Annotated in this window: 18 protein-coding genes; 5 read left to right on the top strand and 13 right to left on the bottom strand. The window is 66.6% G+C overall.

From position 1 onward, the window contains the following. A complete protein-coding gene (gene rsmI, locus ACK28C_RS10645; RefSeq protein WP_409152151.1) occupies positions 1 to 831 on the top strand; it encodes a 16S rRNA (cytidine(1402)-2'-O)-methyltransferase in 831 nt (276 codons plus the stop codon). A gap of 81 nt (positions 832 to 912) precedes the next feature. Here the strand turns inward: rsmI and ACK28C_RS10640 are convergent, their stop codons facing one another. From ACK28C_RS10640 to ACK28C_RS10605, 8 genes are all read right to left on the bottom strand, one after another. Continuing rightward, the gene (locus ACK28C_RS10640) at positions 913 to 2,337 is read right to left on the bottom strand and encodes a diguanylate cyclase domain-containing protein (RefSeq protein ID WP_208873251.1); all 1,425 of its coding nucleotides are present in this window, start codon (positions 2,335 to 2,337) and stop codon (positions 913 to 915) included. Between the two features lie 168 nt (positions 2,338 to 2,505). Next, entirely contained in the window at positions 2,506 to 5,469 is a 2,964-nt protein-coding gene (locus ACK28C_RS10635) for a PD-(D/E)XK nuclease family protein (RefSeq protein ID WP_409152150.1), read from the bottom strand. Between the two features lie 3 nt (positions 5,470 to 5,472). Then, positions 5,473 to 5,838: a DUF1294 domain-containing protein gene (locus ACK28C_RS10630; protein ID WP_015556630.1), complete on the bottom strand. Its 366-nt coding sequence runs from the start codon at positions 5,836 to 5,838 to the stop codon at positions 5,473 to 5,475. A gap of 16 nt (positions 5,839 to 5,854) precedes the next feature. Further along, positions 5,855 to 6,079 (bottom strand): hypothetical protein, encoded by a 225-nt coding sequence (locus tag ACK28C_RS10625; RefSeq protein WP_208873257.1) that lies wholly within the window; start codon positions 6,077 to 6,079, stop codon positions 5,855 to 5,857. Positions 6,080 to 6,466: 387 nt separating this feature from the next. Continuing rightward, positions 6,467 to 8,926: a homocysteine S-methyltransferase family protein gene (locus ACK28C_RS10620; protein ID WP_409152149.1), complete on the bottom strand. Its 2,460-nt coding sequence runs from the start codon at positions 8,924 to 8,926 to the stop codon at positions 6,467 to 6,469. After that, positions 8,916 to 9,587: a vitamin B12 dependent-methionine synthase activation domain-containing protein gene (locus ACK28C_RS10615; protein WP_409152148.1), complete on the bottom strand. Its 672-nt coding sequence runs from the start codon at positions 9,585 to 9,587 to the stop codon at positions 8,916 to 8,918. Before ACK28C_RS10615 ends, ACK28C_RS10620 begins: the two co-directional genes overlap by 11 nt. Further along, on the bottom strand, positions 9,588 to 10,463 hold the full coding sequence (metF, locus tag ACK28C_RS10610; RefSeq protein ID WP_243440622.1) for a methylenetetrahydrofolate reductase [NAD(P)H]: 876 nt from the start codon (positions 10,461 to 10,463) through the stop codon (positions 9,588 to 9,590). 267 nt (positions 10,464 to 10,730) lie between these two features. Beyond that, on the bottom strand, positions 10,731 to 11,882 hold the full coding sequence (locus ACK28C_RS10605; RefSeq protein WP_409152147.1) for a DUF362 domain-containing protein: 1,152 nt from the start codon (positions 11,880 to 11,882) through the stop codon (positions 10,731 to 10,733). 159 nt (positions 11,883 to 12,041) lie between these two features. Here ACK28C_RS10605 and ACK28C_RS10600 point away from each other — a divergent pair, with 159 nt between their 5' ends. Continuing rightward, entirely contained in the window at positions 12,042 to 12,215 is a 174-nt protein-coding gene (locus ACK28C_RS10600; RefSeq protein ID WP_015556631.1) for a YjfB family protein, read from the top strand. A 141-nt stretch (positions 12,216 to 12,356) separates the two neighbouring features. On the opposite strand, the gene rpmB is transcribed toward ACK28C_RS10600, so the two are convergent. After that, positions 12,357 to 12,572, bottom strand: coding sequence for a 50S ribosomal protein L28 (gene rpmB, locus ACK28C_RS10595; RefSeq protein ID WP_208873267.1), 216 nt, complete (start codon positions 12,570 to 12,572; stop codon positions 12,357 to 12,359). 282 nt (positions 12,573 to 12,854) lie between these two features. On the opposite strand from rpmB, the gene xseB reads away from it, so the two are divergent. The 3 genes from xseB to ACK28C_RS10580 all read left to right on the top strand — a co-directional run bounded on the left by xseB (position 12,855) and on the right by ACK28C_RS10580 (position 15,797). Beyond that, complete coding sequence (gene xseB, locus ACK28C_RS10590) at positions 12,855 to 13,118, top strand: exodeoxyribonuclease VII small subunit (protein WP_015556633.1); 264 nt, start codon at positions 12,855 to 12,857, stop codon at positions 13,116 to 13,118. 156 nt (positions 13,119 to 13,274) lie between these two features. Then, positions 13,275 to 14,546, top strand: coding sequence for a Glu/Leu/Phe/Val dehydrogenase (locus tag ACK28C_RS10585; RefSeq protein WP_015556634.1), 1,272 nt, complete (start codon positions 13,275 to 13,277; stop codon positions 14,544 to 14,546). Positions 14,547 to 14,570: 24 nt separating this feature from the next. Then, positions 14,571 to 15,797 (top strand): M20 family metallo-hydrolase, encoded by a 1,227-nt coding sequence (locus ACK28C_RS10580; RefSeq protein WP_409152146.1) that lies wholly within the window; start codon positions 14,571 to 14,573, stop codon positions 15,795 to 15,797. Between the two features lie 56 nt (positions 15,798 to 15,853). On the opposite strand, the gene iadA is transcribed toward ACK28C_RS10580, so the two are convergent. The 4 genes from iadA to ACK28C_RS10560 form a co-directional block, all read right to left on the bottom strand. Further along, positions 15,854 to 17,002 carry a beta-aspartyl-peptidase gene (iadA, locus tag ACK28C_RS10575; protein WP_409152145.1) on the bottom strand — a complete coding sequence of 383 codons (1,149 nt, stop codon included), beginning with the start codon at positions 17,000 to 17,002 and terminating at the stop codon, positions 15,854 to 15,856. A 25-nt stretch (positions 17,003 to 17,027) separates the two neighbouring features. Next, positions 17,028 to 18,464, bottom strand: a complete 1,437-nt coding sequence (nhaC, locus tag ACK28C_RS10570) for a Na+/H+ antiporter NhaC (protein ID WP_409152144.1) — start codon at positions 18,462 to 18,464, stop codon at positions 17,028 to 17,030. 165 nt (positions 18,465 to 18,629) lie between these two features. Further along, on the bottom strand, positions 18,630 to 20,912 hold the full coding sequence (gene pbpC / locus ACK28C_RS10565; protein ID WP_409152143.1) for a penicillin-binding protein 1C: 2,283 nt from the start codon (positions 20,910 to 20,912) through the stop codon (positions 18,630 to 18,632). Positions 20,913 to 20,915: 3 nt separating this feature from the next. Then, positions 20,916 to 22,568: a Na/Pi cotransporter family protein gene (locus tag ACK28C_RS10560; RefSeq protein WP_243440623.1), complete on the bottom strand. Its 1,653-nt coding sequence runs from the start codon at positions 22,566 to 22,568 to the stop codon at positions 20,916 to 20,918. Between the last annotated feature and the right edge of the window lie 160 nt (positions 22,569 to 22,728).

The raw sequence follows: 22,728 nt of genomic DNA, 5'->3' as shown, positions 1-22,728 counted from the left end.
ATGCCTCTGACGCTTGTCCCGACGCCCATCGGCAACCTTGAGGACATCACCCTTCGCGCGCTGCGCGTCCTCCGCTCGGCGGACCTGATCGCCTGCGAGGACACCAGAACGTCCTCCGTCCTGCTCCGCCGCTACGAGATCGCGGCCCCCCTCGTCCCCTTCCACCTGCACAACGAGAACCGCTGCCTCCCGCGCCTGATGGAGGCGTTGAGGGAGGGAAAGAGCGTCGCGGTGATCAGCGACGCGGGCACGCCCGGCGTCTCGGACCCGGGCTGGATCCTGCTGAAGAACGCCGTGGAGGAAGGGCTGCCTGCGGACGTCCTGCCCGGCCCCTCGGCCGTGCTGCCGGCGGTGCTGTTGTCCGGGCTCACGCCGCAGCCCTTCACGTTTCTGGGCTTCCCTCCGGAGAAGCCGGGGCCGCGCCGCAGGCTCCTCCAGTCGTTGGAGCGCCTGCCCTGGACGCTGTGCTTTTATGTCTCGCCGCACAAGGCGGAGCGCCAGATCGCGGAGATGGCGGAGGCGCTTGGCGATCGGCGCGCCGCGCTGGTGCGGGAGATCAGCAAGGTCCACCAGGAGGCCGTCCGGGGCACGCTGTCGGAGGTCCTGAAACGCCTGGAGGAGGGGCTGAAGGGGGAGATGGTCCTCGTGGTCGAGGGCTGTCCGGAGGGCGCAGTGGACGGCTCGCAGGGTGAGGCCTGCTGGCAGGCCTGCGCGGACGCCATGGCTGCGGAGGGGGCGACGGTGCGGGACGTCGCGGGCGCGGTGGCGGAGCGGTACCCCGTCGGGAAAAACGCGGTGAAGGACTACCTGATGCGAAGCCGGAAGGGCTGACGCGAAGCGGCGGTCCGTCGACAGGGGACGAGGGGGCGGACTTTGCGGTCCGCCCCCTCGTTTGCTTGCCGTTCCGTTTCGCTATTCCGCGTTGTCCGTATCCACCGGCTGGAAGCCCTCCGTCAGGTGGACGATCCTGAAGCCGTTTTTCGTGCCCCGCTTCACCTCGTACAGCGCGCTGTCCGCCACATAGATGAAGTCGTTCAGCTTCCTGTACTCCAGCGGGACGCCCCAGCAGTAGCCCTGCGAGACCGTCACGACGTTTGCGACCTTCGAGTGGGCGTGGGGCATGTGCTGCGCTGCGACCGCGTCCCTGATCTCCTGTGCGATGCGCTGGACGTCCGGCAGGTCGAGTCCGTTGCCTATCAGGAGGAACTCGTCGCCGCCGAACCGCGCGCAGAAGACGCGCTCCTTCCCCTCGATCTCCTTCAGGACGTCGGCCAGCGCCACGATGCACCGGTCGCCTGCCTGGTGGCCGTAGTTGTCGTTGTAGGGCTTGAAAAAGTCGATGTCCAGGATGCCGACGGTGAGGGGACGCCGGTTGTGGTAGCAGTCCTCGAAGAACTCCTCGAAGCGGCGGTTCAGGCCGAAGCGGTTGGCCAGTCCCGTGAGCTGGTCGGTCTCCGACTTGAGCCTCAGCATCTCCTTCTCCCTGAGCGCGTCAACCATGAGGTTGATCCCCGTGACGAGGGTCTCCATCTCGTCCTCCGTCTGGGAGGTCAGGGGCTTCGAGGGGATATCGCCCATCTCGATGACCTTCAGATAGGCCACGACCCTTCCGATCGTGGAGGTCCACCGGTTGATGAGCAGGAAGAGGATGAAGCCCAGGAACAGGATCGCAAGGACGATGTTGATCGCCATCGTCCGAATGACGCTGTTCACCTGGCTCTGCAGCTCCGCGATGCTGCGGCCCACGACGATGCAGCCGACGACCTGGTCGTCGTCGTTCCTCAGCACTTCGTAGCGGCAGTAGATCATGCTGCCCGCCACGTTGGCCTCGCCGGAGTAGACGCCCGTCGCGTCCAGGACGTCCGAGACCTGCTTGTCGATGTAGGTGCCAACGATGGAGCGCCCTTCCGAGTCCTTCGTGCTCCCCGCCACGCGCAGGTAGGGGCCCTGCATGTATCCCTTTCTGGCGGGGGTCCCCGCAACGTAGGAGAGGTTGCCGTCGTCCTTGCGGATGAACACGTAGGAGAACGTTCCCGTCTTGCGCTCGTGATACAGGAAGGGGCGCAGGTTGGCCAGGGTCTCCGTGCCGTCGCCCACCAGGGTGTCGCCCAGGTAGATGGCGCCGTGCCGGACGTTCCAGTCCCCATCGCCGATCAGGTCCTTGATGTAGTTGATGTCCGCGTTCAGTCGATCCGCGATCAGCGCCTCTTCCATCTGGGTGACGATCCTCAGCATGATGCCGAAGATCGACGCGATGATGACGGCGCCGAAGAGGAAGAACATCAGACCCAGCTTAAACCCTATGCTCTTGAAGCGGTGGCCCTTCATAATGCCCATCTTCCCTTTAGCCCCTTAAAATGCCGAGATAGCAAGGATTCAAAGTAAGAACACCACGCCCCGAGTCTTCTCACTCTTAATTATAGTGTACCTGCCGCACAAAACCCATAGGCTGCACCTAAAAGTCGGGAATTTTAGGGATTTTTTTGTTTTTTTGCACCGACGGCACTACTCCGGCAGGGCTGCGGATTCTGCGTCGTTCTCCATCAAAAGCACCTCGCCATGGAATTCGCCCCGTCGGCAGATGCCCTTCATGTCGCAGACGCGGCAGGACGGGGAGTCGTAGAACGGCTCGAACTCTCCCGCCAGGAGCAGCGCGGCGGCGCAGCGCAAGGCGCAGTCGGCTTCCTCCATGCGCTCTTCCATGGAGGCCAGGAGCTTTTTGGGGGCTTCGGCCTCCTCCGCGAACAGGGGCTGGAGCTCCGGCGCCAGCGTGCCGGCCGTCCGCCCGTCCGCCATGCCCAGGAAGCAGAGGCCCTTTAAGGGGACGTCGGGATCGCGTTCTTTGAACATCAGCGCGTAGGCCGAGAGCTGGAGTCCGAACCGGAAGCGGTCCCGTCCGTCCACGTTCCAGCTCCTCGCAGGCAGGGACTTCACCCCCTCGTCGTAGATGGCGGCCCTGCGGCTCTTGTAGTCCGTGATGACCGCACAGGTGCGGCCGTCGGGGCCCGCCAGGAGCTCCACCCGATCACAGCGTCCGTGGAACGTTACGCCTTCCTTCGCGGTGGAGAGCCTTGCATCGTCCTCCAGCCATATCCCCTGGTGCCTGAAGCCGGCGTCCCGCAGCCGCTGGATGATGCGCTGCTGCACCTCCCCAAGGCGGAGGGCGCGAAAGCGCAGGATCCCCATCCGGCGCGCCAGCCGCCGGTCCTCCGCAAAGCGCTCATACTCCGCGTAGGGCTCGTCCGCGGCCTCGAGCTTCGCCCACTCCTCGCGGGTCAGCGCGGCGAAGTCCGCTTCGGGGTCCTGAGCGAACCGCCGCCACGTCCTTTCCCAGAAGGCGTGCGTCAGCACGCCCCACTCCGCGGCCGTGGCGACCTCGATGCGGCGTTCGTGCAGGCGCGCCCTGCGCTCCAGCCACCAGCGCAGGGGACAGCTCAGCAGGCCCTGGAGGTCGCTGACGGCCAGCGTCTCCTGCCCGGATTCGGATGCACTCCGCTCCCCCCCGTGAAGGCTTTGAGGGCGCCGTTCGACCGACGCCTCAGGGTCGGGATCGACGTCGGGGAAGAAGTCCTCGCACTGGGTCAGGCTCTCCAGGGGGACGACGGGGAGCTCCGTCCTCGTCCACAGGCCGCGGGCGTCCTCCAGCAGGCGGGACACGAAGGGGGAGGCGGCCATGGGGTGCCCCGCGTCGTCTGTCAGGGAACGATAGACCAGGGTCAGGTCCTCTCCCGTCAGGAGCAGCCGGCGAAAGAGCGCTTCCCGCTGCACGGCCTTCTCCTGGGGAGAGGGCATGTGCGCTCCGTTCCGGTCCAGTCGCTGGCGCTCCGAGGCGTCGAGCAGGGGGGAGCTTTGGGAGCGGCCGGGCCATGTCCGCTGGGTCACGCCGGTCATGACCCAGACGGAGTGGGAGGCCAGCACGGGCGGCTGTCCCGCGTAGAGTCGGAGGGCGCCGGACAGGGGCATGGGAGGGCGGGTGCGGCTCTCCCGGCACCACGTCTCCAGAAAGTCGAAAGCATCCCGGTCCTTCAGGGCGGCGCGCCCGATGGGCCCGATGTCGGGCAGCAGCTCGCGAAGGCTCAGCATCTTCTCCCGCACCGTCTCGATGGCGGAGGCGGTGGTCCGGACCTCCTCGTCCAGCTCCGGGCAGGAGAGGTCGGCCATGCGGTCCAGCCAGAGCCCCTTCGCCGTCAGGAACCGATAAAATTCCGCCATCAGGAGGGCGGGCGTTCCGCCCTTCCGGACGGCTCGGCAGAGGCGGCCCACGGCGCGCATGGAGGCCCCTGCCGCCTTGACCGGATCGTCCTGGCTCGCCCTGGACAAGTAGCGCGTCCAGCCTGTGAGGCCGCTGGGGCCGGCCCTCAGAGTGCGCTCCGAGGGGAAGGGGGAGCCCGCGAAGCAGGGCTGCGTCAGCAGCATGATGGTGTCCCAGGTGGGGAAGCGCTGCTCGTCCAGCAGGCGTATGGCGGACAGGATGCGCCCCGGCAGCGTCCGGTCGATGCTCACGCCCAGGGTGGGGAAGAAGGGGACGCCGTAGCGCGTCAGCGCGTCCGTCATGTCCTCCATGCCCTCCGGCCCGGCCATGACGCCGATGGAGGCAAAGCCGGGGAAGTCCATCACGCCTGCCAGCGGCCCCGTGCCGGCAGCCCAGAGGGCCAGGGTCCGGGCGACGGCCTCCGGCTCCAGGGAGGGCTCCTCCACCGGCGTCTCCACGATCCGCCCGCTGGACCGCTCCGCTCCGAGCTGCCACGTGTAATCGGCCAGCTGCTCCGTCGCGTCGTAGAAGTTCTCCAGCCCCGACTCCGGCTTCAGGATGACGATCTCCCGGCAGCGTGTCTCGAGCGCCTTCACGAGCTCCAGCTGCCCGTGGGTGAAGGACAGAAAGCCCGTGAACGCCAGCGTCAGGTCGGTGCCCCATCCGTCCCCCAGCTGCCCCAGGAGCTCCGACGCGGCCGTGCAGATCTCCGCGCTGTCCAGGAGGTCGTTCCGGTGCAGGTAGTCCAGGAAGCGCGCGTAGACGTCGCGCAGCAGCGCCGCGACGGGGCTGTCCCCCGTCTCCATCTGGTCCGGGCGCACGGCCTCGTTCATCAGCTCCTGCACGTCGTTGGACAGGATGTCGAGGAAGCCGGCGCGGCCCACGCCCGGCCACTGCTTCACGAGGTCCGGCCGGCCCTGAAGCGCCTCCTGAAGCAGACAGCGCAGGATCAGGAGGTGGTCGGGGGGGGAGATGGGGCGGCGGGAGCGCGCACCGGGCGTCGAGGCGATGTCGTCGTAGAGGTCCTGCCAGGTCCACAGGACGTCCTCCCGTTCGTCCAACGGGCCGAACTGCCCCTGGCCGGAACGGAGGAACCACCACTCCCGGTCCTTGCGGGAGGGGACGATAAAGCGCAGGGAGTTGCCCAGGGGGAGAAGCTCCCGAATCAGGGAGGAGAGGCCGGAGCCCCGAAGGTAAGGCAGGATGCGGATGCCCATCGGTCAGCCCCGGCGCGTCAGCAGCCAGAGGGCGAAGGTGAGGTGCAGCGCGGCCGAGAGGACGATGACGACGAGGAAGGCAGGCTTTTGGGTCTTGTGGCGAAAGAGTTGCCTGCCGCAGAGGGCGCCCAGAAAGCCCCCGGCCAGCGACAGGAGGTGCAGCACGGCCTCCGGCACGCGCCACCCTCCGCGCCTGCTTTGGGCCTTGTCGAAGCCGTAGAACAGAAACGTTGAGACGCTGCAGCAGAGGAGCCACATCGGATAGGCGGACAGGAAGCTCCCCAGGCGCCGCGCGACCAGGGCCGTGAGTGCGATGCAGACAGCAGCTGCGGCGAGGAAGAACCGGCGCGGCGACGACCTCATGGACATGACGGCAAACCCTCCCTCAAAGGCCGCCTCCGCGGCGCTTCTTCCGATCCCAGAGCCACAGGAGCCCCATGCTGCCGAGGATGGCCAGGGCGAAGCCCACCCCGGCGCCGTAGACGGCGAAGAGAGCCCCTTCCTCGCTCCAGGGCAGCGCAAGCCCCCTGAACAGGAGCGTCCCCAGAGCGACGATTGCCGCCGCTGCCGTCGCGCCCCGGAGGGCGGCCCTCTGCGTGAGTCGGCGCACGTCGATCGCCTCCTTAAAAAGTGTCCGTGGTCCCCGGCCTCCGGCGTTCAGGACGCCCAGGACCCCGGAAGCAAAACGTCATTAAGGAAATACTGATTAAGTTGTTGAGAACTGTCAACCGTATGGGCTCCCTTCAGTGCCTGAAACTTCATCAGGCCGCGCGAAGCGCGTGGGGATTGGGACTGACGGCCCGTGAGCGCCAGCGAATGGCTGCCGAAAGGCTCCCCGAAGTGGGGGGCCGTAGCCCCATTTTAAAATTTTAGGGAAGCGCTGAAGGATATCCTTTGTTCGATGCTCCTTGATTGCTTTCAACAACTTTTGAAGATTAATCAGCGCTTCCTTAATTATACTCGTTATGCCCAATCTTCGGCCGTTTTTTCTCCAGGTTCACGCCCCTGCGTCCTTCAGGACCTCCGAGGCGATCCGAACGCTCTCCATGGCGTCGCGTGCGTAGAAGTCCGCCCCCGTGAACCGCGCCAGGTCCGGTGTCAGCACCGCGCCGCCCACCAGCACCTTCACGCCGGGGCACTCCGAGCGGACGCGCTCGATCGTGTCCTTCATGCTGGCGACGGTAGTCGTCATCAGGGCGCTGAGCCCCACGACGCGCGCGCCGCTCTCCCGAACCGCGGCGACGACCTGCTCCGGCGGCACGTCCTTGCCCAGGTCAACCACCTTGAAGTTGTAGTTCTCCAGAATGACCTTGACGATGTTCTTGCCGATGTCGTGTACGTCGCCGTACACCGTGCAGAGGACGATGGGCCCCAGCGCCGTTTCCACGTCCTTTTGAGGGGAGGAGGCCAGAGCGGCCTTCAGGCGCTCAAAGGCGGCCTTGGCGGCGTCGGCGGACTTGATCAGCTGCGGCAGGAACAGGCGCTTCGCCTCGTACTCCCGCCCCACGGAGTCGAGGGCCGGAACGATGTGCTTCTCCACGATCTCCAGGGGGGCCAGGTCCCGGAGGAGCTTGTCCGTCTCCGCGGCGGCCTCGTCCTTCAGCCCCCGGACGATGGCCTCGTCCAGCCCCCCCGCGGCGGCGGGGGAGACCCCGGCTCCACCCGTCGGGACGGGCGCCGAAGGCGCAGCGGTCGGCTCCGGGTGCGCCTGACAGTAGGCGATGTAGTCGTGAGCCTCCCGGTCGATGCCGCTGAGCAGGCGCCAGGCGGCCAGCGTCTCCCTCATGCCCTGGTCGCCGGGGTTGATGATGGCGGCGTCAAGGCCCTGCATCAGTGCCGCGGCGAACATCGTCCGGTTGATCAGCGGCCGGCGCGGCAGGCCGAAGGAGACGTTGCTGAGTCCCAGCACGGTGGAGACGCCCAGCTCTTCCTTCACCATCCGCACGGCGCGGAGCGTCTCCCGAACCAGGTCCTGCTGCGCGGAGGCCGTGAGGGTCAGGCAGTCGATCAGGACGTCGCGTCGGGGGATGCCCAGCCGTTCCGCCTCCCGAACGATGCGGCGGGCCACGGCCAGACGGTCCTCCGCAGGTCCGGGGATCCCGTCGTCGTTGAGGGCCAGCCCCAGGACGCAGGCACCGTACTTCCTGGCGATGGGCAGCACCGTCTCCAGGCTCTTCTCCTTGCCGTTGACGGAGTTCAGGAGGGGCTTGCCGTTGTAGGCGCGGGCGCCGGCCTCAAGCGCCGCCGGGTTCGGGGAGTCCAGCTGCAGCGGAAGGTCGATCACCGCCTGAATCTCCTCGACGGCCCGCCGCAGCATGGCCGGCTCGTCCACGTCGGGGAGCCCCATGTTGACGTCCAGCACGTGGCTCCCCTGGTCCTGCTGCTTCAACGCTTCCTTCAGCACGTAGTCCATGTCCCCCGCACGGATGGCGGCCTGGAGGGCCTTCTTCCCCGTGGGGTTCAGGCGCTCGCCGATGATGACGAAGTCCGTGCCGAAGGAGACGGCGACGCCCGGCGTGCAGATGCAGGTCCTGTCGGGGACGGAGCGGGGCGCGACCTCCTGCCGTGCGGCGCGCACGGCGGCGGCCACCTTCGCGATGTGTGCCGGCGTCGTCCCGCAGCACCCCCCCAGGACCGCGCAGCCCATCTCCGCGAACCGGACGGCGGCCTCTGCGAACTCGTCCGGCGTCACGTCGTAGAAGGAGGCTCCGTCGTGCATCACGGGCAGGCCCGCGTTGGGCTGCACCATGACGGGCGCGTGGGCCAGCGCGCAGACCTCCTGGACGATGGGGATGAGCTGTGCCGGCCCCAGGGAGCAGTTCACCCCCAGGGCGGCGACGCCCAGGCCCTCGAGCGTCATGACCATGGACGCGACCGTGGCGCCGAAGAACGTGCGCCCGCCCTCCTCAAAGCTCATGGTGGCCAGGATGGGCAGGCTGCAGTTCTCCTTCACGGCAAGGAGGGCCGTCCGGAGCTCGCGCAGGTCGGTGAAGGTCTCGAGCAGCACGACGTCGCTCCCGTCGCGGCCGGCGCGCACTTGAGCGGCCACCGCGTCGTAGACGTCGTCGAAGGAGGCGTCCCCCAGGGGCGCCATCACGCGCCCCGTGGGGCCGATGTCGAGTGCGGTGAGCGCTCCCGTCCCCCCGGCCGCCTCCCGCGCCAGCCGCACCGCGGCGGGGACCACCGCGTCCACGGAGAGCCCCGCCCGTTCCAGCTTGAAGGGGTTGGCGCCGAAGGTGTTCGTGGTGATGAAGTCGGCGCCTGCAGCGGCGTACTCCCGATGGATATCCCGGATCAGGTCGGGGTGGGTGAGGTTCAGGGACTCCGGCAGCTCGCGCAGCTTCAGCCCCCGCGCCTGAAGCATGGTGCCCATGCCCCCGTCGAAGAACAGGACGTCCCGCCCCAGCTCCCTGGGGCGCGGCCCCCTCGTCCTCAGCTTTCCAAGGTCAAAGTCCACAGCCTTCTCCTCTCTTTCTGTAGGGGCACGTCTCCCGCCCGGCGCAGGTCCTGCAGCCGCGCGTCCGGTCCGTGTCCTGAAGCGACACGCCGATGATGGCGGTGACGGATTTGACGGGCGTCATCATGAAGCGCTTCGTCATGGCGAGGCCGATGCGCCGCGTCGCGTCCAGGGCCGCGATGACGTCTGCCGAGGCCTGCAGGGGGGCGTCGCCGTAGCCGGGGCTGAAGCGCATGGTGAGGTGTTCCCCTTCCCTCAGGGTCTCAGCGACCTTCCTCTCCTCCTCGTCACAGAGGGCGTCCGCCCGCACGGAGGCGCAGGCGTCCAGCATGAGGCCGCCCAGCATGTCCCGCGCCTGCGCCCTCAGGATGGCGCGGTCCACCTCGCTGCCCAGCGTCACCGCCATGAGGCAGCACTCGCTGGAGTGGGCCAGGAGTCTGGCCAGGTCCCGGCTCTGAATGGTGAAGCCCGCGACGACGACGCCCCGGCCGTCCGCGAGGACCTCTGAGGGGAAGCGACGGGAGACACTCCGGGGCTGCACGACGCCTTCGAGCTCCTCGAAGGTCCGCCTCACCTGCAGGGAGAGCTCTCCGCTGCGCTGGTGGGACGGGACGCGCATGAAGCGCAGCGCGTCGTCGATCATGGTCTGCGTGGGGTCCATTCAGGACCTCTTGACCCTCATGGAGTAGAGGATGGCGCGGATGTTCTCGTCGATGCGGCGCACGACGTCCGCCTGGTTCATGGTGTAGAGGTGGATGCCCTCCACCCCGCGGGCCAGGAGGTCGATGATCTGGTCCGTGGCGTAGGCGATGCCTGCCTCCTTGATGGCCCCCGAGTTGTGCCCGTAGGCATCGACGAAGCGCTGCACGCGCGCGGGCACGCTGGCGCCGCACATGGTGATCATCTTCTCGATCTGGTGGGGGGAGGTGATGGGCATGATGCCGGCGATGATGGGCTGCTTGATGCCGATGGCGCGGGCCTTGTCCCGGAAGGAGAAGAACGTGTCGTTGTCGAAGAACAGCTGCGAGACGAGGGCCTTCACGCCGAGGTCGCACTTCTCCTTCAGGTGGTGCAGGTCCGTCCCCATGCTGGGGGCCTCCAGGTGCTTCTCCGGGTAGCAGGCGGCGAACAGGTCGAACTCGCGGCCCCGTTCGTTGATGAAGGCAACGAGCTCCGAGGCGTGGTGGAACTCGCCCAGGTCCTTCTCGTCCTTCAGGTCGCCGCGCAGGGCCAGGACGTTTCGGACGCCCGCGGCCTTGAGCTCGTCCAGAATCTCCCCGATGTTCGCCCGCGTGGCTCCGACGCAGGTCAGGTGCGCCACGCCCATGATGCTGTACTTGTTCTGGATGCCCGAGGCGATCTTCACCGTGTTGTCGCGGCTGGTCCCGCCCGCGCCGTAGGTGACGCTGATGAGGTCCGGGCCGAGGCTCGCCAGGTTGTCGATGGTGGCGTAGGTCCCCTCAAGGCTCATGGAGCCCTTGGGGGGAAAGATCTCAAAGGTATAACTCGGCGTCGGGATGTCTAAAAGCTTCTTCACGGTAGCGGCAACTCCTTTCATTTGCCGCAGCGCGGCTGCGGCACGGTCCGGCGCCTCCGGCAAAAGGGAGACGCCGCCCCTGCGACCATGGGCGGCGTCTCCTCAAAAAACGACAAAGCTCCACTTATCGCTGTCAGCAGGACCACCTTGAACGACGTGTCGAACAGGTTGGCGCAGGATCGTCGAGCTGACTCTCTCCCCGTGCTCTCGATAATATATTCAATTCAGGCATTCTATCACAAGGGGCTCCTTTGAGCAAATCGGCTTTCACCGAAACCACCCGGCCAGCCTCTCGATCTGTCGACTGAAGCGGACGAGGGGGCTCTCTCGAAACGCGATGGCACGGACGGGGCACATCTCGTGGCAGCAGTAGCAGCGGATGCACTTGTCGTAGTCGAACCGGAGCGTTCTGCCGCGGAGGGTCAGTGCGTCCGCGGGGCAGACCTCCGCGCATCGCCCACAGCCGATGCAGCGCTCCGCGATCTGGATGGGACGGGACATCATGGCCCGCTCCAAAAAGGGCAAGTGGGGCAGGAAGCGCAGGCTACCCTGATCGGGGAGCCTGACGCTGAAGGCGTGGTCCGGCGGAAGGTCGCCTGCGACGTCCGCGTCGTCCAGAGCACACTGAGGAAGGCGCCGCTGCCTGGCGGCGCGGTACAGGGGGAAGTCGTCGAGGCGGACGCCCATCATGCGGCAGAGCCACAGGTCCATGAGGAGCGGGTCGCGGGCGGCTGCCACGACGCCCCATGGGTTGGGGTGTCCGCTGGTGGGGCCCTCTCCGTCCATCCCCACGACGCCGTCGAGGATCGTCAGACAGGGGGCTACGGCCCCCGCGATCTCCAGGAGGAGGGACGCGAAGCGGTCCCGGTCGAAGCCCACGTCGTAGTGCCAGGCGGCCTTGGCGCGTCCCACGACGCAGCCGAACAGGTTCTTGACGCCGAGGGTGAGGAGCATCTGTCCGTGGGTCTTCATCTTGGGGAGGTTGACGACGGCGTCGGCCTCGAGGACCAGGCGGCTCACCTCGATCTTCCGAAAGAGGGAGCCCTCGGAGACCTTCAGGGGCACGGGGTCCGTCAGCTCCAGACAGGGGATTCCCAGTTCCCGCGCGACGCCCGCGAAGCCGGCCCGTTCCGCGGCCACATGGAAGGCGTCAATGCCGGGGCTGTCCGCGATGAAGGGCCTTGCGCCGCAGTCCAGCAGCAGGCGGGCGACGGCGCGGACGACGGAGGGGTCCGTCGTGGCGCGGCGCTCCGGCGCGTGCCCGCCCACCAGGTTCACCTTCAGGAGCACGCGGTCTCCGGGCTTCACGGGGCTCAATGCGCCACCGAAGTGGTCGCAGGCCCGCCGCACCGCCGCGTCGATGCCCGCCTGCTCATAGTCCTTCTGCTGGATCAGCAGGAGTCCGCCCCTTTCGTCCATGCCCTCTCGCCCCCTCCTTTCGGGTTCGGCGGACAGGCCACCGCTCGATCGGCTCAAACGCTTTCATTTCGCCCGCGCTGCGGTCTTTGATGTGCTATCATAAAGCAAAGCGGCTCTGGCCAAACGACGCGGACAGGGCGCTGACGAAGGGGGTGAGCGATGGTGGACATCACGGCTGATGTCGCGCGGTATTCCATGGAGATGGCCTCGGCGCGGACGGCTCAGGCGGTCCAGACCTCCATGCTGAAGAACGTCATGGAGGCCCAGAAGGACATGATGGCGCAGCTTCTCAAGTCCATGGGGCTTGGCGGTGCGCTGGACGTCAAGGCGTAGCGGACGGTGGACGCGGGGTTGGGGGCGGTCCGGCAGGATCGCCCCCAAATTCTGCCCCAGGCTTCGGCGGGGAAGGGAGCGCGGCCGGCCGCTGCGTGAACCGCGCACAAAAAAAGGGCTCCACCGGGAGCCCCCATTCGCTTACGCCTCGGCCGGCGCCGCGGCCATTGCCCTCCGGACGAAGCCGGACCTCAGGCATTTGGTGCAGACCCGCACCTTGAACGTCGTGCCGTCGCCCGCGTCGATGCGCACGCTCTGAAGGTTGACGAGCCAACGACGACGGGTGTGCCGGTTCGAGTGGCTCACCGCGTTTCCCGAAGCGGGCCCGCGCCCGCAGCACTGACAGAACTTTGCCATGATCATTTCCTCCCTGCATCGGGCGTAGGGGAAGGAAGAACGCTTCCTGTTATCTCCCCGCTCCGCCGAACGATCCTCGAAATTAACTCTAGAATTTTATCACAACTTTCTTAGAAAAGGCATGGACGTCCGGAAAAATTCTGAAAGGCCCCGCGCCGCACGCAAGTCGAAGCGCGGAAGGTGAAGTCGCCCGTGAGCGGTCAGCCGGTTTTTTGTGCCGCGACCTGCTACAATAACACGCGGCCAACCATAATTTCGTTTGACCTTGCAGGAGGGAAAGATATGCCGTTCGCAGAAAATCTGGCGCGTCTGGATGAGATCGCAAAACGCCTGGAGTCCGAGCCGATGTCGATGGACGAGGCGCTGGCGGTTTTTGAAGAGGGGGTGGCCCTCGTCAAAAAGAGCGAGAAGCTGCTCCAGAGGGCGGAGCGGAAGGTGACGATTCTGACGGAGGAGGGGGAAGCGCTCTTCGAGGCCGCGCAGCCCTCAGGCGTCGAGGAGGAAGGGGAGGATGAGGGGGAAAACGACGGGGAATTTGACGTGTAAAAACGCAATTTCCGCACGCTTTTCTCTTTTTTGTGATATCCTTTAGACACGTTGCGAGGTTGCTTCGCTCAGGGGCCGTCGCGGTGTTCGTTCTTTATCTATCTTTAATCTTTCCCAGCGATGGGAGCTCAAAATATTGTGGAGGTGCATGACGTAATGGCTGAGAGAAGAAAGGCTGAAAACGTACTGCTGGATACGGCGCTTCAGGAGTTTTACGGCGCGGCGGACGAGATGGGGCTCAGCGAGAAGCTGATCTCCATCCTGAGCCATGCGGAGCGCAGGCTTGAGGTTTCCGTGCCCACCGAGATGGATGACGGCTCCGTGAAGGTTTTTAAGGGCTATCGCGTGCAGCACTCCACGGCCCTGGGGCCTGCGAAGGGCGGCCTTCGTTACGATCCCGCGGTGGACATCGACGAGTGCGAGGCGCTTTCCATGCTCATGACGTGGAAGTGCTCCCTGGCGGGCATCCCCTACGGCGGCGGCAAGGGCGGCATCTGCTGCGACCCGCTCGAGATGTCGAAGAAGGAGAAGGAGCGCATGACCCGCACCTTCGCCGCGCGCATCGCCCCCATCATCGGCTCCTGGACGGACGTGCCCGCCCCCGACATGAACACGGGCGGCCCTGAGATGGTGTGGATCCTGGACACCATCAGCAAGATGCACGGCCAGCTGGAGCCGGGCATCCTGACGGGCAAACCCATCTCCTATTGGGGCTCCAAGGGGCGCAACGAGGCCACGGGCCGCGGCGTCGCGACCTGCGGGCTCGAGTTCATGAAGGCGCTGGGCAAGGACCCCGCGAAGATGACCGCCTCCATTCAGGGCTTCGGCAACGTGGGCAGCTACACGGCCAAGACGCTGCAGGAGAACGGCGTCAAGGTCGTCGGCATCAGCGACATCACGGGCTCCTACTACTCCGAAAAGGGCATCGACATCGAGAAGGCCTTCGAGGTGAAGGACAAGGACCCCAAGAAGCTCCTGAACGGATTCGAGAAGGTCGGGAACTGCGAGAAGGTCGACGAGGTCCTGTTCACCAAGTGCGACTTCCTGTTCCCCTGCGCGCGCGACGGCGTCATCAACAAGGACACGGCGGGCAAGGTCTTGGCGAAGTACGTCGTCGAGGGCGCGAACGGCCCCACCACGCCGGAGGGCGACAAGATCATGGCGGACGCGGGCGTGAAGCTGGTGCCTGACTTCCTGGCCAACTCGGGCGGCGTCATCGGCTCCTACTTCGAGTGGGCGCAGAACCTTCAGGGCTTCTTCTGGACCGCCGACGAGTACAACACCCGCCTGATCCACATCATGAAGGACAACTTCAAGCGCGTGTGGGATTACGCGGAGGCCAAGAAGGTCACGATGCGCCGCGCGGCCACCATGGCCGCCATCCAGCGCGTCGCCGACGTGGTGGAGCTGCGCGGGCTCTTCCTGTAGGCGTCTTTTTGGAGGAGCTTTCTGGTGAACGACAAGGTTCTAACGGAAGTCGAGCGGCTCAGGGACGACATGGTTGCGGCCCTGAGCCGCATCTGTCGGATCCCCGCCGTCTCCCCCCACAACGGGGGGACGGGTGAGGAGGCCAAGGCGAAGGAAATCGAGAAGCTGGTCGCGGAGCTGGGGCTGGGGAAGGTCCAGTGGGAGTTCGTGGACGACCCCAAGTCGCCCACGGGCAACCGCCCTTCCCTCTTCCTGGAGTGGCCGGGACGGCAGAAGCGCCGCCTCTGCATCCTCTCGCACATGGACATCGTGCCGGAGGGGGACCGCGCCGTCTGGTCCCTGGACCCCTTCAAGCCGGAGGTCCGGGGTTCGCGCCTCTACGGCCGCGGCGTCAGCGACAACGGGATGGCGCTCATCGCGTCGCTCTTCGCGCTGAAGGCCCTGGTCAACGCCGGCGTGGAGCCGGAGTACACGGTGTACCTCGCCTTCGTCTGCGACGAGGAGATGGGGAGCCACCACGGCCTGATCCCGCTGTTCGAGCGCGGGGACCTGTTCCGCGAGGACGACCTCGTCATCGCGCCGGACAGCGGCAACGATGCGGGGGACTTCATTGAAATCGCGGAGAAGGCGGGATGGAAACTGAGCTTTACGGTGCTGGGACACCAGACCCACGCCGCGATCCCCGACAAGGGGCTGAACGCCTGCCGCGTGGCCAACCTTTTGGCGGTGGAGGTCGATGAGGCCCTGCACAAGGCCTTCCCGGAGGAGGACGCCCGATTCGATCCGCCCGTATCCACCTTTGAGCCCACGCGCCGCTTCGCCAACGTGCCCAACACGAACACCGTGCCGGGGCGCGAAGAGTTCGAGTTCGACTGCCGCGTCCTGCCGTCGGTGGACCTGGACCGGGCCTTTGAGGTGGTGGAGAAGGTGCGCAGGGACGTGGAGGCCCGGACCGGCGCCAGGATCGAGCTCAACGTCAACCGCAGCGACGCGGCCAAGCCGACGGACGAGTCGAGCGACATCGTCCGCCTGGTCTCCGGGGCGGTTCAGGAGGTCCTGCACCTGAAGCCGAAGACGGGGGGCATCGGGGGCGGCACCTTCGCCGCCGTGTTCCGCCGCAACGGCATTCCCGCGGCCGTCTGGGCCCAGGAGTGCGCGGGTGTTGCTCACCAGCCGGACGAGTTCACGGAGATTCCGTACATCGTCAACAACGCCAAGGTCTTTGCCTTGATGATGACGGGCGGCAAATAGCCGCTCCGCTGAACGGTAAAAAGCGCGGGGGAGGGCCTGAGGCCCTCCCCCGTTCGCTACCCTTCCCGGGGCTCGAAGGTCCCGCGGGCCAGCACTTCGCCGTCCCGCATCATCACTCGCCCCCGCCCGACGAGGGTCCTCAGTCGCAGGTCCTCGTCGAGGACCATCACGTCGCCGTCCTGGCCCTTCTCGAGCCGTCCCTTGCGGGGCAGGCCCAGGAGGGCCGCCGGATTGGCGCTCATGAAGGCGAAGACCCTTTCGAGCGGGGCAGCGGACCGCTCCCGGCAGGCCGCCGCGGCGCGCAGGATGGAGGCCGGGTCCCCGACGCCCATCCCCGCGAAGTTCCCTGCGCTGTCGAAGCGGGGCATGCTGCCGTTTCCGTCCGAGCTGAAGCAGACGCGCGACAGGTCGCACCCCTCGGAGGCGAATTGGGCGACGGCGTCCGGCGTCTTCTCGTCGGCGGTGAGGTCGGCGGCTCCCCCCTCCTGAACCCAGCGGACTGTGTCGGCCAGGAGCTCCTGGCAGCGGCTCACGTGGGTCGGCATGAACTGGGTGAGAGGGACGTCCGTCCCCCTGACGGCCTCCCGCAGGGGGTTGAGCCCCGTCCCTTCGCTTCCCATGTGGACGCAGACGACCCCCCGCTTCCCGGAGAGCATCCCCGCGACCCGCACGTCGGAGACCAGGGCCCGTATCGCCTCCGGGGCGGGGTGGGAGGAACGATGGTCGGAGAGGGCCATCTTGCAGCCGATCACCTTGTCGATCCAGGCGATGTCCGTGCCCGTCCTGCCGGTGATGGTCGGTCCCGGAAGCTGGTAGGCACCGGTGTAGATCCACGTGCTCAGGCCTTCGATTTCGAGGGCGCGCGCCTTGGCCAGCAGCTCTGTCAGGGACCGGCTGTAGCCGTCGGTGCCCAGGAGCCCGACGGCGGTCGTGATCCCCGCCTTCACGAAGGTGGAGAGCTGGGCCGGCGGGGTCCGGAAGTTGAAGCCCCCCTCGCCCCCTGCGCCGCCGAAATGGTTGTGGTGGTCCACGATGCCCGGCGCCGCGATGGCCCCGCGGGCGTCGATCGTCTCAAGGTCCGGCACGTTGACGGTGAGGTCTGCTTCCGCCGCGGCCACCCGTCCGCCAAGGATCAGGAGGTCCCTGACCCCGACGTGCTCCGGGGCGTAGAGGTCTACGTGTTTCAGCAGCAGTGGGTGCGTCATCTGAGCGTCCCCGTCCTGTGCGGCATCAGAGCGCGATCTTGGATCCCTTGGCCTGAGATCCGTCCTTCGGCTCCGCCCTGAAGATGGCGAAGCCGCAGAACGCGTAGAGCCAGGCCAGCAGGAACCCGCAATAGCACATCACGGCCCAGGGGGCGTACTCCAGCACGGGGACGTTGAAGAGCCCATACATGTAGACGCCCGCTGCGGACCAGGGGATCAGGGGCACGAACACGGTGCCCGAATCCTCGAGGGTGCGGGACAGGACGCGGCGCTGGATGCCGAAGTCGTCGAAGAGGTCCCGGTACATGGTCCCCGGCATGATGATGCTGAGGTAAGAGTTCCCCGTGCCGAGGGCCGTGATGAGCCCCGTCAGGGAGGTGGAGAACACGAGGCGTCCGATGCTGCTCCGGATGAAGCGCTCCTTCATGGCCGAGGTCACGACCCGGATGGTGCCCGTGCACTCCAGCTGTCCCGCGAAGATGTAGGCGAAGAACACGACGGTCACGGAGGAGGACATGAAGGAGAGGCCTCCGCGGCTCAGGAGCTTGTCGACGACCTCCAGGCCCGTGGCCGCCTTGGGGCCGCTCGCCATGATCTTGACGATATCCGACAGCCCGTGTCCCTGCATCATCGCGAGCGGCACGGCCGAGGCCATGGAGGCCCAGAGGACGGGGATCGTCGGGAAGCCCATGAAGGCCAGGATCAGAAGGAGCACGGCAGGGAGCAGGACGATGGGGGTGAGTTTGTAGGAGCCCTCGATGGCCTGGACGATCTCGTTGATGCGGGTCATGTCCATGGTGTCCGCAGCGCTGGAACCGGCCCAGGCGTAGACGGCAAGGCCGATACAGAACGCGGGGACGGTGGTCCACAGCATGGAGCGGATGTGAGCGACGACGTCGGTCTCCGCCGTGGCCGCTGCCAGCACCGTCGTGTCGGAGATGGGGCTGACCTTGTCGCCAAAGTAGCTGCCCGCGATGATGGCGCCCGCCGTGGCGGCGGGGGAGATGCCCAGCCCGTGCCCGATGCCCATGAAGGCCACTCCAAAGGTGGCGGCCGAGCCCCAGGAGGTCCCCGTCAGCACGGAGGAGATGGCGCAGACGAGGCAGGCCGAGACCAGGAAGGTCTGAGGCCTCAGGATGGAGAGGCCGAGGTTGATCATGTAGGGGACCGTCCCGGCCGCCATCCAGATGGCGATCATGGGCCCGACGATCAAAAGGATCAGGATCGCGCCCGAAGCCCGCGCCACCATGGGGATGACGCCCTCCTTGAACATGAAGTCCCAGGTGAAGCGGTAGACGCCGACGTAGACGATGGTCGTGGCCATCGCGACGATCAGCACCAGCATCCCCGTGTCGAAGTTCAGCACCAGCTTGCCCATCACCATGATGAAGAGGATCATCAGGAGGATGAGGACTGCCCCGACCAAACCGACTTCCCTGTGCGTTCTTTCCCTGTCTTTCATGTAAAGACCTCCTTAAGAATGTAGGTTGACCCAGCGCGCTGCAGAGCGCTGCGCGCTTTCTAACGCGAGTGCCGCGCCTGAGGCGCGTTGTCCAGGATGAGGTCCCAAATGAGTTCAGATGTCGGCGGACAAGCCCCCGTTCCAGGGGCCCGTCGTGTTCGCGGGCTAATTCAGCCGCGGCGCCGGAGCGTTTTGTCTTCTTCCAGGGGTCACGACCGAAACCTCCGTCACGCTGCTCCGCCCCGCCTCGTCCGCGGCTCCGATCACGTGCCGTCCGTCCGGCACGCCGTGGAAGAACGTCTCGCGGGGATTTGAGGAGCCCATGTACTGCCCGTCCAAATACCAGTGAACGCGCTCGACCCCTCCCTCCGCCTTCATGGGGATCCGTCTCTCGCGGTCGAACGGGGCGGTAAAGTAGGTGGCGCCAGAGATGGGAGAGACGATCTTCAGTTCGGCGCTTCGCTTGATGCGGCTGAGCGGCGTGTCCGGAGCGCTGAGCTCCGGCGGAAGGAGGAGGGCCGTCTGTCCCGCCTTGATGGTGTGAAGGGGGCAGGGGACGGTGCGCGTGACGGACTCGATGAACCAGTCGAGCTGAGTGGAGGGACAGGCTGCCGTTGGGGGCTGGCCGGAGAGCGAGCAGACCCTGCGCAGCGCCAGGGCGTCGGGTTTGTCGTACCACCCCGAGTTCGGGGAGATGGCCCGCAGGATGCGCATGGCGACGGGGGCCGCGGCCTTGATGCCGACGAGCCCCGGCCAGGACTCGCCGGTGGGCCTGCCGACCCAGACCACGGTCGTAAAGTCCGGGGTCCAGGCGGCGGTCCAGGCGTCCCGCAGGCCGTAGGAGGTCCCCGTCTTCAGGGCCGCCTGCCACCGCACCCCCAGGGTCCCCCTGGGGAGGGTGGAGAGAGGTCCACGATGGTTGAGGATGTCGCAGACGATCCAGCAGGCCGCCTCCGAGGCGATACGCGTCTCCGGAACCTGAGCGTCGTCCTTCAGCAGGGAGAGGGGGCGGTGCCGTCCCAGCGAGGCCAGGGCCGTGAAGGCCTCCAGCTCCTCCATGAGGGTGACGTCACAGCCCCCCAGGACGAGGGAGTCGCCGTAGTGCGCGGCGGACTGCGACAGGTGCCGCAGCCCGGCCTCCCTCATCAGATGAAGGACGCGATTGGGCCCCGCCATCCGCAGGACCCGAACGGCTGAAGCGTTGAGGGATTCGGAGAGGGCCGTCCGGACGCTCACGGCCCCGCGGTAGTGCAGGTCGAAGTTGCGTGGGGCGCGTCCCGAAAAGGCCATGGCGGAGTCCGCCAGGAGGGAGGCGGGGGTCAGGAGCCCCTGATCAATGGCGGAGAGGTAGGCAAAAGGCTTCAGCGTCGAGCCTGGGGAGCGGAGCCCCAGGCCGCAGTCCACCCAGGCCCCCGTGCCCCTGCCGCCGAACCGGGCGTTACCGACCCAGGCGACGAGGCGCGCCGTGCTGTTCTCCACGACGCCGGCGGCCAGCGTGATGTCCTGGGGGAGCTCGCGGGCCGCCTGTCCCAGGATGGATTCGAGCCGCGTCTGAAGGTCCAGCCTCAGGGAGGTCACGACGCTTCCCTCCATTCCCGGCTGGCTGCCGAGGAGCATCTCCGCGAAGTGCCAGGCCCGGAGCGGCGGCGCCGTCCGGCTCCGGGGCAGTTCCTCCAGGAGGGCGCGCTCCGCCGCCTCCCTGGTGAACACCCCCTTCCGCTCCATGAGGCGGATGATGGCGTCCCGCCGCTCCCGCGCGGCCGCGGGCCTCGTGTCAGGGCGGTAGAGCGTCGGCCCCTTCAACATGCCGATCATGAGACATGCCTCGCTGGGGGAGAGCCTGAAGGCGGGCTTCCCGAAGTAGATCAGGGACGCTGCCTGAACGCCCCGGATGTTCCCTCCGAAGGGGGCGAGGTTGAGGTAGCGCTCGAGGATCTGTTCCTTGGAGAGGACGCGCTCCAGCTTCAGTGCCAGGATGAACTCCCTCACCTTCGTGGCGAGGGTGCGGGGCCGGCGCACCAGGCTGGAGGACCCCTCCGCCGTCTCGCGCTCCGAGACGGCAAGGCGAACGAGCTGGCTCGTGATGGTGGACGCGCCCGAGACGACCCGGCGCGCCGCCGTGTTCTGGACGGCCGCCCGCGCGATGGCCATCAGGTCGATGCCCGGATGGCTGTAGAATCGTCCGTCCTCGACCCCCACGGCGATGCGGGGAAGCCACGGTCCCATTTCAGCGAGGGGGATCGGGAGGCGCCACTCCGATTCGGACGAGAGGCGAAGGTGAAAGAGTTTCCCCTCGCCATCGAAGAGCGCGGGGGAGGCGCTGAGGGAATCGAAGCGCTGCAGGTCGAGGGGGATGCTCCGCCAGAGCACGGCAAGGGTCGCCGCCCCGACCAGCAGGAAGAGCCCCAGGGACAGCAGGACCTTCTTGACAGGGAATGCCTTCAGCATGGTTCAGGACAGCGTAGAGCCGGCGTACTGGGCCGGATGGACGGGGGCGGCCGAGAGCTTGACGATGTCGTGGGTGTAGTAGGCGATGTTGTGGCTGTGATCTCCGATGCGCTCCAGGTTGCCGAGGAGGTCGATGAAGTTCACGCCCTTTTCCGGGTCGCACAGGCCGCGGTTCAGGCGCTCGATGTGATTTTTGCGGTACTGCCTCTCCTGATCGTCGATTCGGTTCTCGAGGTCGTTGATGACGTGATCCGCCTGGGAGGCGTCCTCGTTTTTGATGGAGGAGAGGGCCGTGGAGAGGGCCAGATCGGCCGTGTCCAGCATGCTCCCGAACTCCGTCAGGGCGGACTTCGAGAGGCAGCCGTTCAACGGCTCTGCAAGCTCCATCAGGTTCTCCACGTGGTCGCCGATGCGCTCGAGGTCCGCGGCCGCGTTAACGTAGCACCCCAGGACGGTGGAGATGTCGGCGGACACGCCCTTCTGCCAGATCTCGGAGGCGTAGGAGGCGACGGCCCGGTTGATCGCGTTGACCTCCTTCTCCTGGGAGGCGAACTCCTCGTTCAACTCGGCGACGCGGGCGCCCGGCACGTAGGCGCTCCGCGCGATGGCAAGCATCCCCTGCGCGATGTCCCCCATCCGCAGCAGTTCGTCCTTGACCGCCTCGACCGCTGCCGTGGCGGAGGCCGCGATGAGCTTGGGGTCCAGGTAGAGGGCATATCCCGCCTGGCCCGCTCCCTGGGTGGGGATGACCCTTTCGATCATGCGGGCGAAGACGGAGACGAAGGGAAAGAACAGGAAGGTGTTGACGACGTTGAAGATGGTGTGCGCGTTCGCAATCTGGCGCCCCACGTCCGAGGCGGAGCGGAGGACCAGAGCCCTGTAGAACGGCAGAAAGAGGAGAAAGATGACGACGCCCAGGAAGTTGAAGAGCACGTGGGCCGCCGCAGCCTGTTTGGCGGAGCGGCTCGTTCCGATGGCCGCCAGGACGGCCGTGATGGTGGTGCCGATGTTGTCGCCCAGGATGATGGGGATGGCCGCATCGATGCCGATGAGCCCCTGAGAGGCCATGGCCATGGTCAGGCCGATGGTGGCGGCGCTCGACTGGACGATCATGGTGATGAGCGCGCCTGCGGCCACACCCAGGATGGGGCTGCGGCTGAGGGACAGGAGCAGGTCCCTCCGCGACGCCATGAAGGAGGTGGCGGCCTCCATCGTCTGCATCCCCATGAAGAGGAGCCCCAGGCCGACGACGCCGTTGCCGAAGTAGCGCAGTTTTTTGGTTCGCCCGAATATGGCCATCGCCACGCCGGCGGCGACGAAGGGCAGCGCCATGTCCTGGATGCTGAAGGCGATGATCTGGGCGGTGATCGTCGTCCCGATGTTGGCCCCCATGATGATGCCGATGGCCTGCTTCAGGGTCATCAGCCCCGCGTTGACGAAACTGACGGTCATCACCGTGGTTCCGCTGCTGCTCTGGATCAGGATCGTGACGAGGATGCCGACGAATATCCCCCGGAGGGGCGTCTTCGTCAGGGTCCCTATCAGGTGGCGCATGCGGTCGCCCGCGATGAACTGAAGGGCTTCGCTCATGAGCTTGATGCCGTAAAGGAACAGCCCGACCCCACCGGCGACGTGCAGCAACGTTGACCAATTCACAAGCCGTACCCCCAAAAAGAGATCTTCTTCCCGTGACGTAAGTATACCACGTCCTCGGTTTTGCGGGCTCTGCGGTCGTCGCGGGGCAAAGGCCGCGGCCGCGTTCACATGAGGCTTCCTTCCCCGAAGGGGGACTTTGGAATTAGCATTATTAAGCCTT

Source organism: Fretibacterium fastidiosum, assembly GCF_964642095.1.
GTDB classification, from domain to species: Bacteria; Synergistota; Synergistia; order Synergistales; family Aminobacteriaceae; genus Fretibacterium; species Fretibacterium fastidiosum.
This window is presented reverse-complemented; position numbering and strand designations above follow the sequence as displayed.